Origin of the sequence: Amycolatopsis sp. lyj-346 (assembly GCF_046548975.1) — a bacterium.
Taxonomy (GTDB): domain Bacteria; phylum Actinomycetota; class Actinomycetes; order Mycobacteriales; family Pseudonocardiaceae; genus Amycolatopsis.
Genome location: NZ_JAJPWT010000024.1, coordinates 18,877 through 31,931 on the forward strand (window position 1 = coordinate 18,877; position 13,055 = coordinate 31,931).

The window sequence follows — 13,055 nt, forward strand, 5'->3', positions numbered from 1 at the left end:
CCGCCGTGGTCAGTGCGGCGCCAGCGCCAGCTCCAGCAGCCGCGACGCGGAGACCACGCCGATCAGCGTCTTGTCCTCCATGACCGCGACCAGCGGACACCGCAACCGGGCCATCATCGCAGCGACCTCGACGATCGTGTCGTCGGAGTTCACCCGCGGCAGCTCGGTGGCCTTCTCCGGCAGCAGTGAACGCACGGTCTTGCCGGCCAGCTTGTCGGCGACCCTGTCGGCCATCGACTCGTCCAGCACCCCCGCCAGCGACGGATCGTCGCGCACGTAGTTCGGGATGAGGAACTGCACCACCTGCGAGGCCGGCAGCACCGACTGCGGGCAGCCCGTCTTGTCGGTCACGACCAGGCCGGGCAGCCGCCGCTCGGCCAGCAGCCGTGCGGCGTCCAAGGCGTTGGAGTCCAGCTCCACGACCGGGTATTCCTCGGCCATCTCGGAGGCGTGCATCGTCCCAGCGTACGACGTCGCAGCCGGCGGCGCCGGGGTTCATGGGCTTCTCCTGTCGGTTTCTTGACGGTTCTCGCCGCGGGCGGCGTGGCCGGTGGGCAGGTTGTCGGGCGGCTCGACCCGCAGCGCCTTGGCGATCGGGACGTCGGTGGAGGAGTGCAGCACGATCGACAGCGCGATCGTCACCGCGACCAGATCGAACACCAGCTCGCTGTCCGGAATCCCGGACTGCAACGCCAGCAGCCCGTAGACGACCGAGGCGAACCCCTTCGGCCCGAACCACGCCGCGGTCGACCGTTCCCGCCCCGACATCGGCGTGCGCAGCAGCGACAGCAGCACCGCCGCCGGTCGGACCAGCACGATCGCCAGCACCGCGACGACCCACGCCCCGACGCTCAGATGCGACAGCCGGTCCGGGGTGATCAAGGCGCCGAACACCAGCAGCGTGGCAAACTTCGTGATCTCCGACAACAGGTCGCCAAGCGGTTCGAAGTGCTCGGCGGCGAGCTTGTCCATCGTCGCGAGCGCCGAGCCGGCGGCGAACGCGGCCAGGTACGGGTTCGCGTGCGTCAGATGACACCCCGCGTAGAGCATCACCGCGATCGCGAGCGGCCCGAGCGCCTGCAGCCGCGGCTCGGCGGTGAGCACCTTCAGCCGCCACGCCAGGCACACCAGCGCCGGCACCGCGATCCCCAGCACCAGCCCGAGTACCAATTCGATCGCGACCGTGCCCAGATCTGACTCGGTGTGCGCGGCCGTGGCCAGGAAGATCAACACGAACGGCAGCGCCAAGCCGTCGTTGAGCCCGGACTCGACATTGAGCAGCCGCCGCAGCCGCAACGGCACGTCGTCGCGGCCCACGATCGCCGCCGCGAACACCGGATCCGTCGGCGACAGGATCGCCCCGACCAGCAGCGCCGTCGGCCAGTCCAGGCCCACGAGGAAGTGTGCCGGTACGGCGACGCCGATCATGGTCAGCGGCATCCCCAGCCCGAGCGCCCGCCCGGACAGCCGCCACCCTTCCCGCAGCGCGGGCAGGCTCGCCCGCTGACCGTCGGTGAACAAGACCGTGAACAGCGCGATGTCCGCCAGCGCAGTCACCAGCGGATCACGCGGGTGAATCTCGACCAACCCGAACCCGCCCTGCCCGATCAGCGCACCGGCCAGCAGGAACAGCAACGCCGTCGACAAGATCGTGCGGGCGGCGACGCCGGACAGCGAAACGCTGATCAGCAGCACGACGCCGAACGCCAAGATGAGCGCCATCGAACTCCACGGGTCGGTCCAACCGCCCGCCGCCCAGGCCGGACGCGGACAGGCCGACCAGACTTCCCGGCACTCCTCGCGTAAAGATGCCGCAAAGACGGCCCCGGGGCAAACCGGAATGGCGCCCGTCTCGTCCCCGCAGCGTGAGCAGGGTCGCCACGACAACCGCCGGGCCTGCCGTCAGCAACCTGCCGGGTGGTTTTCGCCAGGTCCACGCGTCGCGCAGGTGACCGAGGAGTGCTTCGTCGTCGGCGTAGCTCGACGCTCATCTGTCGTCCATCACACTCCTGGGCTGTGCGGGTCTGTCGCGCGAGGTCAGGTCCGGGCAACAGGACCTCCGCTGCGCGCCGAGCGGCTCCTTGCCAAATACAGCTATTTCAGTTAATACTGAAACTACTGTAACGAGAGGTCGCCTGGCATGGCCGAACAAGAGCAGCTGCTGGACTGGGTGGAGCGGGTCTCCGCCTACCTCGCCCGCGACGGCGTGCCGCCGATCGCGGGGCGGGTGCTGGGATGGCTGATGATCTGCGATCCGCCGGAGCAGTCCGCCGGGCAGATCAGCGCCGCCATCCGAGCCAGCCGCGCATCGCTGACGTCCAACCTGCGGCTGCTGTCCAGCATGGGGTTCCTGACGTGGCGATCCCGTCCCGGCGCACGGACCGTCTACTACCGGCTGGCCGAGCAGGCGTGGTCGGTGGTCGTGCAGCGGCAGATCGCCGGGATCACCTCGTTCCTGGACATCACCCGCGAGGGCCTGAGCCTGGTCGGCCCGGACGACGACCACGCCACCCGGATCCGGCAGGCGCACGCGACCTTCGAGTGGATGGCCAACGTCTTCGACGACGCACCACCCCTGCAGCCCGACCGGAAGGAGACACCGTGAGCGGAGAAGCCATCGTGATCGGCGGCGGCATCGGCGGGCTGGCCGCCGCCGTGGCGCTGGACCGCATCGGCTGGCGCGCGACCGTCCTGGAACGCACCGCCGTGCTGGGCGAGATCGGCGCGGGCATGTCCCAGGCCCCGAACGCGCTCCGGGCGCTCGACGAGCTCGGCGTCCAGGCCCGCTCGGCGGGTGTGCCGACGTATGCCGCCGGCACCCTGCGCACCCCCGATGGCCGCTACCTGCAACGCGCCCGGCCCGGGAACACGGCCGCGATGCTGGCCTTCCACCGCGCCGACCTGCACCGGGCGCTGCTGGACGCGACACCGGACGGCTGGGTACGCACCGGCGTCGAGGTCACCGATCTGCGCCAGGAGGCCGGGCACGTCACGGTCGTCACCGGCGAAGAGGAGCTCACCGCCGACCTGGTCGTCGCCGCCGACGGCATCCGCAGCACCGCTCGCCGACTCCTGTGGCCGGACGCGCCACCGCCACGGTTCCTCGGCCGCACGGCCTGGCTGGGCATCGCCGACGTCGCCGACCTGCCCGGCAGCATCACGCTCGGACCGGGCGGCTACTTCCTCATCCACCCCGTCGCACGCGGCCGCGCCTACTGGGCCTACGTCACCACCGAAAGCCGCCCGGGCGTCCGCTACGACGACGAGAGGACGGAAGTCACGCGCCGCGTCGGCGCCTGGCACGACCCGATCCCGGAGCTGATCGGCCGCACCCCGCCCGGATCGGTGATCCACATCGACATCCACGACCTGGACCCGCTGCCCTCCTACGTGCAGGGCCGGGTGGCGCTGCTCGGCGACGCCGCACACGCGATGAGCCCCGACCGCGGCCAAGGCGCGGGACAGTCCATCGAAGACACCGTCGTCCTCGCCGCCGCACTCGCCACCGAACCGACCGTCGAGGCCGCCTTGCACCGCTACGACGCGGATCGGCGGCCACGGACCCAGGCCACCGCTCGCGGAGCCAGGAAAGACGGCGACCGCACCACCTCCAGGGCCGCGTACCGGACGATGGTCACCATGATCCGGCTCATGCCCGCCGCCCTGTGGCGTAAAAGCATCGCCCCCGGCTCCAACGCGACCTGGCGCTGGGAACCGCCGCGCCTGCCCGCGCGCACATAGAGCCGGATCACCTCACCAGCTGCCGCATGGCTTCGTGCACGCCCCGTTCGGCGCGGACCCGGCTGCCCAGCTCGGCCGCCGCCGCAGCGAATCCGGCCGCGTGGCCGATGGCTTCGGCGAGCTTCGCCGCGGTCAACCGGCGTTGGGGAACCGGTGACGGCGCGACGCCGAGCTGGGCCATGCGACGCCCCCAGAAGGGCTGGTCGGCGACGAACGGGCAGACGACCTGCGGACGGCCGGCAGCAACCGCGGCAGCGGTCGTCCCGGCGCCGCCGTGGTGCACGACCACCGACGTCCGGGGAAGCACGAGGTGATGCGGAACCTCCGCAGCGACGAAGACGCTGCCGGGGACCTCGCCGGGGGCCAGGCCACCCCATCCGGTGGCCAGGACCGCCCGCCGCCCGGTCTGCGCCACGGCGTCGAGCACAGTGCGGGTCGTCGCCGCGGGGTCCGGGCCGGACATGCTGCCGAACCCGACGAACACCGGCGGCTCACCGGCGTCGAGGAAGCACTCCAGATCCGGCGGCAGCGCGCCGATCTCCGCTTCCGTGTCGTGCAGGAACCAATAGCCGGTGACGCTCGCGGTGTCCGGCCAGTCCCCGGGGCGAGGCAGGACCTGCGGGCTCACCGCGTGCAGCACCGTCACCGGGCCGCCGTCGGGACTGCGCAACGGGTCGTGCCTACCGCGTCGGCGTGGCAGGCCGAGGTCGGCGCGGAATCGGTCCATCACACGGCCGAAGATCACCTCCGTCCCGCGCATGCCGAGGTAGGTGGCCCGGTTGACCGGTCCGGGCAACACGCGGGGAAGGTTCTGTCCCGGCCAGGGGAACTCTGTGGTCGGTACGTAAAGGGGCAGCGGCAACGCCATCACCGCAGGCACGCCGAGCTCCCGCCACTACGGTCAATGTGCATAAATAACCCGAAAGGTGCGCGACCACCAACGAACTTCGAGGCGCTCGCATGAATGGCCGGCACAACGGGTACCACGGCGCGGAACCCGAGAAAGGGAGTCGTCGTGGGAATTCTCGTAGGCTTGCTCGTGATCTGGGCCATCCTGGTGGTGCTTGGCATCGTCATCAAGGGGCTGTTCTGGCTGATCATCGTCGGCGCTGTGCTGTTCGTCGCCACCGGCGTGATCGGCTTCGTGAAGCGGGAGGCGCTGGCCCGGAAGCGTTGAGCGAGGTCCCGCCGGACGTCACCGAGCTTTTCCGGGCGGGGCGGTGCAGTGCACCTTCGGGCTGCCCCACGCATTGTTGGCGTCCCGGCTCGCCTTGGTGTCGAGGAGCGTCAACCGGCTGACACCGCTGATGTCGACGTCCAGGTGCCGCGGCGGGTCGGTCAGCGTCGCGTCCGCGCCGGCGACCTCCGCCCCCTCGGCCTGGACGCTGAAGTGACCCGTGCCGCCAGTGCCGGACGACGCGGCGTCCTTGCCGACCCAAACCGACAGCCGGTCACAGGCACCCGCCGTCAGCCAGGTACGCCGATCGTTCGGATCCGACGCCGAGGACTGATAGTACCCGCGGATGCTGTTCGGAAAGGACGTCGTCCCGATAGTGATCGAGGCGACCGACGTGTGGCCGTTACCGAACGAAACCGCCTCGTAAGCCGTGAGGTCGTACCACGCTGGTCCCGATCGCCCAACTTGCGACGCTGCGGTGGCGGTCTCCGACCGGCGCGCCACGGTCCCCGCCGGAACGGGATCGGTGGATTCCGCGGGCTGGTCCGGCAGCGCGGACACGACACCGGTGCCCGGCGGCGTGGGCGTGCCCGGTGCCGCCGATGCTGACGAGGCGACGTCGGTACCGCCGTCACCGAAGATGTGGTCGCCGAGATCGAACACGCTGTTGAGGAAAGCCACGAAGGCGGCTATCGCTCCGCCGATCACGAAGTACCACTTCTTGTGCCCGCTACCCGAATCCGTCACGGGACGAAGGTCGGTGGCACTTCAGAGAACGTTACTGCTCGGCTGACGAGCAGGTACCGCTCGGCGCCAGACCCCAGAGTTGCTCACCCCGACCTCCGCTGCCGCGCGCCGCTTGTCAACCACTGAACGGCCATGGCTGCGAGGTGTACCGCGGCTTCGGCCTCCTCTTGTCGCTGATTTCGCGACGTGACGCCTCCACCGTGCCGGGAACGCTGACCTCGCCACAGCTGATCCAGCAATCCAACGAACGGCTCGATGCTCGCCGGCGCGTCTGCGCCGTCGACCAGGGCCAACTCCCACCGGTCCGGCTGGCTGCGCAGGTCTCTCACAACGGTCCCAAGCGAAGCCCGGCCGTTCTTCGGCGAGATGGCCGGAACGAACGCCTCTTCGACGGCGCGCACCGCTTCACGGTAGGCGGACGTGGCGTCCGGCTCCGGTCGGTAAGCGTGATACCAGGCCTTGCGCAACAACTCCGCAGTTCCTTCGCCTGCAGCAGCGAGTGTGTGCTGGAATGCATCCTCCACTGTAGGATCGACTCGCCAGGTCAGATGCGTGTAGTCGTCGGCCACCTTGTACGCCGACCGACCGATCCGAAGTATCCGGTCAAGTCGCTCGACATCAGCTGTTTCGATGACGCCGTCGCCGTGTTCCTCATTGAGCTGCAACATGGCGTCAACGACAGCGAGACGCTTCGGCCCCGGCGCCTTATACAAAGCATCGACCATGTACTGCGTCGAGTGTGACCAGCCCAAGGACAGCAACACCGCTTCGGCCAGCTTCTCCCCGTCATCGCCGAAGGCGTCGGCCATCCAGTTGTGGAGTGGTTTGAAGAGATGTTCAGGTACACCCTCCAGCAGGACGCGGTCGACCGATCAGCCGGCCATCCGATCGTCGAAACTCTGAAAAGGCTGCTCCTCGGCCATGCCGGTACTTTAGCTGGTAGTGGCGACAAGACCGGGCAACCGGACACGCGGGTGAGGCCGACTCAACTTCAGCCCGTGGCAATTTGAGTCAGAATGGCTGCCACCGCGACCACCACGGCGACTATCGCGACCCACATGTTCATCTTCGCGAGCTTGCAGCGGCACGAGCTTCTGCGAGTGCGGCGTCCGCCGAGCGCTCGGCTGATCGTCTCATGAGCTCGTCTCGGTTAAAGGCCAAGGCCGGTCACGGTGTTCCCTGCGATCGCATCGTGCGCGGCGATCAGTTCATCATCGCTGAGCGCCTTCAAGTCAGCCCACCGCTCGGTCATTCGCCGATTGTCCGGCCTTACGAAGCTGTGCGGCGGCGACACGCCGAACTGTCACGGGGCTGCGCACCCGGCCTCGACTACGCGGCCCAGTGTCCAGGTCCGATCGCGCCGTACTCGTGGCGCGCCTCGACTTGGCATTTCGCACGGCCGACATGCCTTTGGTCCCGATCTTCTGTGGTTCGGAGAACGATGACGTCTTCATGAGCGATCAGGTGAAGCGGTAGGCCGGCGTCGCGCTGTTTCCGGATGAAGTCGCGCTGGAAGAAGCTGCCCCGGGTGACCAGGTCGGTGTCGGCGACGCGGGCGAGCAGCGCGACGCACCGCTCGACCGGGACCAAGCCGGCGGCGATGCCGCAGGCGACGACCTGGGAAGGCAGGTCGATCAGCTCGGCGTGCTCGCGCCACGGCCGGACCGTGATGACCACGTGACCGCCCGGGCGCAGGACGCGGGCGCATGCGGTGAGGATGCGGGTGAAGCCGGCCAGCAGGCGGTGGTGGCCGATGTTGGCGAGGTTGCCGCGGTCGAGCGCGCTGCCGTAGCGGTAGTGGTGCTTGCGCACCTTGCCGTCCTCGGTCTCCCGGTCGGTCTTCACCTGGCCGTGCACCGACGGGCCGTACGGCGGCGAGGTCACCACCAGCGCGACTTGGCCGGCGTACTCGTCCGGCAGCAGCGTCTCGAGCTGGCGGGCGTCGCCGCGGACGACCTGGCCGTCGTGGTCGCGGCCACGCTTGCGGGCGAAGCGCAGGTTCGCGCGGGCGATATCGGCCCAGTGCGGCTCGTACTCGACACCGACCGCTCGGCGGTCAAGGTCGATCGCTTCGACGAGCGTGGTGCCTATTCCGCACATCGGGTCCAGCACGAGGTCACCCGGCCGGGTGTAGTGCGCGATGGCGTGCGCGGCGACGGCGGGCAGCATCTTCGCCGGGTGTGCGGTGGACTCCGGCACGTACCGGCCCTTGCGCTGCGCAGCCGGCGACGTCTGCGCGGTCGCCCACACCGACACCGGCAGCTCATCTCGGCCCGTCGGCGTGCTGTCGAACGGGGTCCTCAAGCTGTTGGCCGCGGCACCATCGGGTGCGGACGAGATGGCGTCGAGAGCGTCGATGAACGCGCGGGACAGTGGCATGGTCGGCTCGTCGACCGGCGACTGCGGCGTGCTCGGTGGTGTGCTGGTCATGATGGTGCACCTGTCCTTCGGCTGGTCGGTCATCGGAGGTCTGCCGTGTCGGCATGGGCTTGGGCGAAGACGAGAACGTCGCCGTGCACGCGGGCGTGCGGCGCAGGCGCGCCGAGCTGATACGCGTGCTGGCCGGCGTCGTCGTGCGTCGGCCCGACTGATCCGGGTGGCGGGTGCAGACGTCCATTCCGGATCGGCGTGTGCAGGGTGACGATGTGCTGGAGGTAGAGCAGGTCGGCGTTCTGCGCGGCGGCGATCATCGGTCCGGACGGGTCGATCAGGCGCCCGGTCGACCAGTCGGTGTGGGTGTAGACGGCGAGGACGCCGCCGAAGACGAGCATGCGGGCGGCCGCGATCGCGAGGGTCTCGACCGAAGCGTCGTTGTCGGCGTTCGACGGCAGCATGGTGATGATCAAGTCAGCCCGCGCGCTGTCGACGGCCATTCCGGGAGCCACCTCGTCGCGCATGGCTCGTTCGTTCAGTGCCGCGAGGCCACCCGCGGCGGTGTCGGCTGACGGCGAGGCTGTGAGGACGAGCTCGGCTACCACGGCGTCCCGTCCCAGCGCGCGCACGGCGTGGCGCGCGACAGCCAGCTCGTGGTCGTTGGCCGCGCGGTGCGCTTCGGCCGCCGCCGGCCCTGGAACGAGCAGGACGCGAGCGCCAGCGGCGGAGAAGCTGGTCGTGATGGATTCGACGATCGGCACGGGCCAGGTCACCGTCGGGTCGATCGGCTTCGGGCCGGTCGTCCACACGGTGGGCGGGATGGGTGGGAGCTCCCGGGTGCGTGTCGCCGTGCTGCTCGTCTTCGTGGAGCGGCTCCGGCGCGCACTCGGAACGCTGGGGTCGGGCGCGCCCGGGTAGGGGATGCCGTTTGCCGGGCGCGTGCGCTGTGGACGGGTCGAGTCGTCGCGGTTGGACGGTCGGTTGGCCGATGCTGGCGGACGTCGGGTCACGAGGGGAACCTCCGGAGGCGGGCCGCCGACAATCACTTCGGCGGCTTGTGCGCTGTCGCCGGCTAACTCCGCAAACCGCGTCGGCAAGAGACACCGCAGCGCCGAAACGAGTTCTCCACACACAGGCGGCTGACCGTCCTAACAGGCCGTGTGACCGGTCTGCGAATTTCGGGCGCACACGCTGGCGTGAAACGTCTTTGATGCGGCTTTGACACGGCTTTGACCTGGGCGTGAAGCGGTTTTGAGGCGGCCGGGCTGAGTTCCTGGCGACGTCATCTTCCGCTCGTCAGGAGTGCCGTCATGAACTTGCCCACGTCACCGAAGAACCCCGAATCCTGGGCGCCGCCAGCGCGCGTTCCGCGCGGTCGTAGCGCGGAGCCCGGCGTGTTCGACACCGCCCGTACCGCGTTCGCCTGGCTCGTCACCGGACCGCATCCGGTCGCCATCGACGGCCGCCGGATTCACGGATTGCCGCCGCGGCTGGTGCCGCTGGACGAAGTCGGCTCGCTGCTCCGTGCCAAGGGCTGTCCACAGGAGACGCGGGACGCGGTGTGGACGGCTCTGGTGACGCGGTCGCGTGCCGAGGGTGGCACGTGGACGGTCGCGTGCGTCGGGCTCGCCTTGCCGGTGCTGATCCCGGTTGCGGCGAAGCTGACCAACCGGTTCCGCGGTGAAGTCCACGACATCCACGCCGCGGTGCTGACCGGCTTCCTCGAAGCGCTCACCGATGTCGACCTCACCCGGCAGGCCATTCTCGTGCGGCTGCGCTGGGCCGCCTACCGCGCCGGCCACCGCGCGCTGCGCGACGCCCTCGACGCCGCGGCACCGGTAGCCGACCTCGGCGCTCGCGCGGCCGGCCCGCAGAACGCCGGCGGGCACCCGGACTTCGTCCTGCTCGCCGCTGTCGAGGCCGGCGTCCTGACGACCGCAGAGGCCTCGCTGATCGGCGACACCCGGTTCGGCGAGCTGTCACTGGCCGACGCCGCGCAGGCACGCGGCCAGACGTACAAGGCGACTCAGCAAGCGCGCCACCGCGCCGAGCGCAAGCTCGCCGACTACCTCATCGCCCTTCGCGAAGACGCCGCGGAACCTACCCGGCGAGGTCGAGCGGCAAGTCTCGCCCAGCCGCGGAACCGGCCCGGCGCCGAGAAGACGCGGCGGCCGGTGTCTCCCCGCCGCTCGAATTCCGGAGTTGGTGACCGCGGGACCCGATTGTCCGCGCGCCCTCGCCCATCCCGGTCCGAACTGGAACCGGGCGCCGTTCAGGAGGCGTCCTCATGCGACTGATCTCGCCCCGCTCCGATCACCGTCTCGCCGTCGGCCGGCCGTCGAACCGGCCCGACCACCGAACGAACGCCCAGCCCCTGGGCCGTGCGGCGGGGTGCCCGCGCACCCCTCCAGCGCCGGAAGCTCCGACCTCTCCGCGGCTGCGGCGTCGGTCAGTGGTGCTGCTCGGCTGCACGCTGGCCGCCGCAGCGCTGCTGCTCAGCGGATCCGCGGCGCGCGCCGAGACCGTGCAATATGTCGCACTCGCGCAGACAGTCGACCAGGTTTTGTCGAACATCCGCTCGTGGATCATGGGCATCCTCGCCGGCGTCGCGCTCGTGTTCCTCACCATCGGCGGACTCCGCTACCTGATGGCGTCCAACGACCCGGGCGAGATCGAGAAGGCCAAAGGCGCGTTCAAAGCCGCCGGCATCGGGTTCGGCCTGGCGGCGCTCGCGCCGCTCGTGGTCGAAATCCTCAAGACGATCGTCGGCGGGGTGTAGCCGATGTCCACCCCGCATCACCGGCCGCGCCGCATGGTGGCGCCTCCGGAACGAAGTGAGCCGCTGCGGTCACCGCGCCGGCGGCGTCGCACCCGTCGAATAGTCCTGCTGGCCGCGTCGCTGGTGATCGCGCTCGGCTTGATCACGACCGCCTCGGCAACCTCCGGCTCGGATTCAGCAGAAGCCGCGGGTCAGCTCGCACCCGCTCAGCCGCCGCTGCCATGGCCACCCAACCCCGCCTGCGTCCCCGGCTCACCCGAGCCTGCCTGCCACCTGCCGAGCGCGTCCCCGACGCCATCGATTGCGGAAACTCCACTGCCGCCGATCACCACGTTGCCCTCACCGCCTGCCTGCTTCCCCGGATCGCTGGAGCCCGGGTGCGTGCCGCCGAGCAGCTCGACGTGCGAGGGACCGAACTGCATCCCGCAGCCCTCCACGCTCGTCCCGAGCACACCGCCGCCGGCACCGGTGCCCGATGGCGCCGGCGACGTCGCGGAGTGCGGACTGACGAACCTCACCGGCTGCATGGTGGCCGCCGCCGGCGCGCTGTTCGCCGCGGTCGTCGCGGCCGGGCTGAACCCGCTGCTCGACCTGCTGGGCAAGACGCTGCTGGCCACCCCGGAACCTGATCAGCTGCCCGGGCTCGGCGCGATCTGGGTCGGGTCGTGGCACATCCTGCTCACCGCCTACGTCGTGCTCGTTCTGCTGGCCGGGCTGATCATCATGGGCTACCAGACGCTGCAGGCCCGCTACACCGTCAAGGAGCTCGCGCCCCGGCTCGTGGTCGGCTTCCTCGCCGGCACGCTGTCGCTGTTTCTCGCGACCAAGGGCATCCAGATCGCCAACGCGGTGTCCACCGCCGTGCTGGGGATCGGCGCCGACCCGGCCGAGATGACCCGCAGCTTGATCACCATGGTGCAGGGCTCCCTGCACGGCGGCGGGTTGTTCCTCGGCATCCTCGGGCTCGGTTTGGTGGCGATGCTGCTGGTGCTGCTCGTCGTCTTCATCGTGCGCGTGATCGCCACGGTCTTGCTGATCGCCGCCGCGCCGTTCGTGCTGATGTTCCATGCGCTCCCGCACACTGAGGGCATCGCCTACTGGTGGTGGAAAGGCACCGGCTGCGTGCTGGCCATTCAAGTCGGCCAGTCACTCACGCTCGTGGTGACGGTGAGGATCTTCTTCGCCCCCGGCGGCTTCACCATCTTCGGGCCGTCGCTGTCGGCACTGATGAACCTGCTCTTGTGCATCGCGCTGTTCTACGTGCTGATCAAGATCCCATTCTGGTTCCTCGCACCACTGCGCTCCGGGCGCAGCAGCCTGCTCGGACGGATCGCGCGCGGCGTCATCGCCTACAAGACGATGGGGCTCCTCGCCGGCGCCGCGGCCAGCCGAGGCGGTGGAGGACCTCGTACCGCCGGACCTCGAGCACCGGCGGATCCCCCGGCGACGCGCTCGGGCCAGTTCATGCTGCCGATGCGCGTGCGCCGCGTCACCCGCCCGTTCCGCACCCCGCGCCGCGGCTGGGACGAACCTCTGCGCGAGGGCACACTCAGCGAGCTCGGGCCGGGGCCTGGGCAGCTGTCGCTGTTCGGCTCCACCGTTCGCAACGGGGAGACGACTGTCCGCGCGAACCGGCACGCCTTGCCGGCGAAAGACCTGCCGAACGCACTGCCGGCCGACCAGCTCGGGCTGCCGATCACCGTGCGGCGCGACCCCGACCGCACGCCGCGGCGCACCCTGGCCGACGACCTCGCCACCTCGCCAACGCCGGGCAGGTCCCCGCGCCAGCCCGGCCTGCTGATGCCGGACGGACGCATCAACCGCAACGCTCGCCCGCCCGCGAAACTGCCGAACGCGCTGATCGCGCCGAGCGCGGGCATGCTGCCCATCCACCTGCCACCCCAGACGCCGCACTCGGCGCGCCGCAGCCTCGCCGACGAACTCGGGGATCCGGCCCGCACCAATCGCGTGCCGGATCCCGGCCCGGGACTTCTCACCTCTGCGGGGCAGATCAACCGTGCGGCACGCGCTCACCGGCGTCCGGCTCCCGACGCCTACAGCGGCAACCGGCCACTCGCGTCCGGCCAGTACCCGATGCCCCTCGGGGTGCACCGGCAACCGAAACCGAAACCGCCAGCCGAACCTGCGCCGCCACGGAAACGGGCCGACGCGCAGCTGCCGTTGCCGCTGCCCCTGCCACCCCGGCGACGCCGCCCGAAGACGAAGTGAGGTAGCGAC

At 70.2% G+C, this 13,055-nt stretch carries 15 protein-coding genes; 7 read left to right on the forward strand and 8 right to left on the reverse strand.

Annotation, left to right across the window (positions count from 1 at the left end):
* Positions 1-9 precede the first annotated feature (9 nt).
* Positions 10-456, reverse strand: coding sequence for a CBS domain-containing protein (locus ACLJQE_RS41690; protein WP_325148507.1), 447 nt, complete (start codon positions 454-456; stop codon positions 10-12).
* 39 nt (positions 457-495) lie between these two features.
* Positions 496-1,722: a cation:proton antiporter gene (locus ACLJQE_RS41695; protein ID WP_410645300.1), complete on the reverse strand. Its 1,227-nt coding sequence runs from the start codon at positions 1,720-1,722 to the stop codon at positions 496-498.
* A 418-nt stretch (positions 1,723-2,140) separates the two neighbouring features.
* Between ACLJQE_RS41695 and ACLJQE_RS41700 the strand changes: the two genes are divergently transcribed.
* Together ACLJQE_RS41700 and ACLJQE_RS41705 are read left to right on the forward strand one after the other, a co-directional pair.
* Entirely contained in the window at positions 2,141-2,605 is a 465-nt protein-coding gene (locus tag ACLJQE_RS41700) for a GbsR/MarR family transcriptional regulator (RefSeq protein WP_410645301.1), read from the forward strand.
* Positions 2,602-3,741: an FAD-dependent monooxygenase gene (locus ACLJQE_RS41705; RefSeq protein ID WP_410645303.1), complete on the forward strand. Its 1,140-nt coding sequence runs from the start codon at positions 2,602-2,604 to the stop codon at positions 3,739-3,741. The genes ACLJQE_RS41700 and ACLJQE_RS41705 overlap by 4 nt, the downstream gene beginning before the upstream one ends.
* Before the next feature lie 7 nt (positions 3,742-3,748).
* On the opposite strand, the gene ACLJQE_RS41710 is transcribed toward ACLJQE_RS41705, so the two are convergent.
* Positions 3,749-4,540, reverse strand: coding sequence for a glycosyltransferase (locus tag ACLJQE_RS41710; protein WP_410645305.1), 792 nt, complete (start codon positions 4,538-4,540; stop codon positions 3,749-3,751).
* A gap of 216 nt (positions 4,541-4,756) precedes the next feature.
* On the opposite strand from ACLJQE_RS41710, the gene ACLJQE_RS41715 reads away from it, so the two are divergent.
* A complete protein-coding gene (locus ACLJQE_RS41715; protein ID WP_410645306.1) occupies positions 4,757-4,918 on the forward strand; it encodes a hypothetical protein in 162 nt (53 codons plus the stop codon).
* Between the two features lie 18 nt (positions 4,919-4,936).
* Here ACLJQE_RS41715 and ACLJQE_RS41720 read toward each other — a convergent pair whose 3' ends face one another.
* From ACLJQE_RS41720 to ACLJQE_RS41735, 4 genes are all read right to left on the reverse strand, one after another.
* Positions 4,937-5,665, reverse strand: a complete 729-nt coding sequence (locus ACLJQE_RS41720) for an NPCBM/NEW2 domain-containing protein (RefSeq protein WP_410645307.1) — start codon at positions 5,663-5,665, stop codon at positions 4,937-4,939.
* 83 nt (positions 5,666-5,748) lie between these two features.
* Entirely contained in the window at positions 5,749-6,474 is a 726-nt protein-coding gene (locus ACLJQE_RS41725) for a hypothetical protein (RefSeq protein ID WP_410645308.1), read from the reverse strand.
* 520 nt (positions 6,475-6,994) lie between these two features.
* A complete protein-coding gene (locus ACLJQE_RS41730) occupies positions 6,995-8,095 on the reverse strand; it encodes a TRM11 family SAM-dependent methyltransferase (RefSeq protein WP_410645309.1) in 1,101 nt (366 codons plus the stop codon).
* A gap of 29 nt (positions 8,096-8,124) precedes the next feature.
* Positions 8,125-8,799 (reverse strand): hypothetical protein, encoded by a 675-nt coding sequence (locus ACLJQE_RS41735; RefSeq protein ID WP_410645310.1) that lies wholly within the window; start codon positions 8,797-8,799, stop codon positions 8,125-8,127.
* Between ACLJQE_RS41735 and ACLJQE_RS41740 the strand changes: the two genes are divergently transcribed.
* The 3 genes from ACLJQE_RS41740 (at position 8,780) to ACLJQE_RS41750 (ending at position 10,817) form a co-directional block, all read left to right on the forward strand.
* On the forward strand, positions 8,780-8,956 hold the full coding sequence (locus tag ACLJQE_RS41740) for a hypothetical protein (protein WP_410645311.1): 177 nt from the start codon (positions 8,780-8,782) through the stop codon (positions 8,954-8,956). The two genes, ACLJQE_RS41735 and ACLJQE_RS41740, sit on opposite strands and share 20 nt — an antisense overlap.
* Positions 8,957-9,432: 476 nt before the next feature.
* Positions 9,433-10,335, forward strand: coding sequence for a sigma-70 family RNA polymerase sigma factor (locus ACLJQE_RS41745; protein WP_410645312.1), 903 nt, complete (start codon positions 9,433-9,435; stop codon positions 10,333-10,335).
* 158 nt (positions 10,336-10,493) lie between these two features.
* Positions 10,494-10,817, forward strand: a complete 324-nt coding sequence (locus tag ACLJQE_RS41750) for a pilin (RefSeq protein WP_410645398.1) — start codon at positions 10,494-10,496, stop codon at positions 10,815-10,817.
* 206 nt (positions 10,818-11,023) lie between these two features.
* Here ACLJQE_RS41750 and ACLJQE_RS41755 read toward each other — a convergent pair whose 3' ends face one another.
* Positions 11,024-11,239 (reverse strand): hypothetical protein, encoded by a 216-nt coding sequence (locus ACLJQE_RS41755; protein WP_410645314.1) that lies wholly within the window; start codon positions 11,237-11,239, stop codon positions 11,024-11,026.
* A 46-nt stretch (positions 11,240-11,285) separates the two neighbouring features.
* Between ACLJQE_RS41755 and ACLJQE_RS41760 the strand changes: the two genes are divergently transcribed.
* Positions 11,286-13,046: a hypothetical protein gene (locus ACLJQE_RS41760; protein WP_410645315.1), complete on the forward strand. Its 1,761-nt coding sequence runs from the start codon at positions 11,286-11,288 to the stop codon at positions 13,044-13,046.
* Positions 13,047-13,055 lie beyond the last annotated feature (9 nt).

Excerpts from the sequence above, each read along its gene's own strand:
- ACLJQE_RS41690 (WP_325148507.1), bottom strand. The coding sequence starts at position 456 with ATGCACGCCTCCGAGATGGCCGAGGAATACCCGGTCGTGGAGCTGGAC.
- ACLJQE_RS41695 (WP_410645300.1), bottom strand. The coding sequence starts at position 1,722 with ATGGCGCTCATCTTGGCGTTCGGCGTCGTGCTGCTGATCAGCGTTTCG.
- ACLJQE_RS41700 (WP_410645301.1), top strand. The coding sequence starts at position 2,141 with ATGGCCGAACAAGAGCAGCTGCTGGACTGGGTGGAGCGGGTCTCCGCC.
- ACLJQE_RS41725 (WP_410645308.1), bottom strand. The coding sequence starts at position 6,474 with ATGGCCGACGCCTTCGGCGATGACGGGGAGAAGCTGGCCGAAGCGGTG.
- ACLJQE_RS41730 (WP_410645309.1), bottom strand. The coding sequence starts at position 8,095 with ATGACCAGCACACCACCGAGCACGCCGCAGTCGCCGGTCGACGAGCCG.
- ACLJQE_RS41740 (WP_410645311.1), top strand. The coding sequence starts at position 8,780 with ATGGATTCGACGATCGGCACGGGCCAGGTCACCGTCGGGTCGATCGGC.
- ACLJQE_RS41755 (WP_410645314.1), bottom strand. The coding sequence starts at position 11,239 with ATGCAGTTCGGTCCCTCGCACGTCGAGCTGCTCGGCGGCACGCACCCG.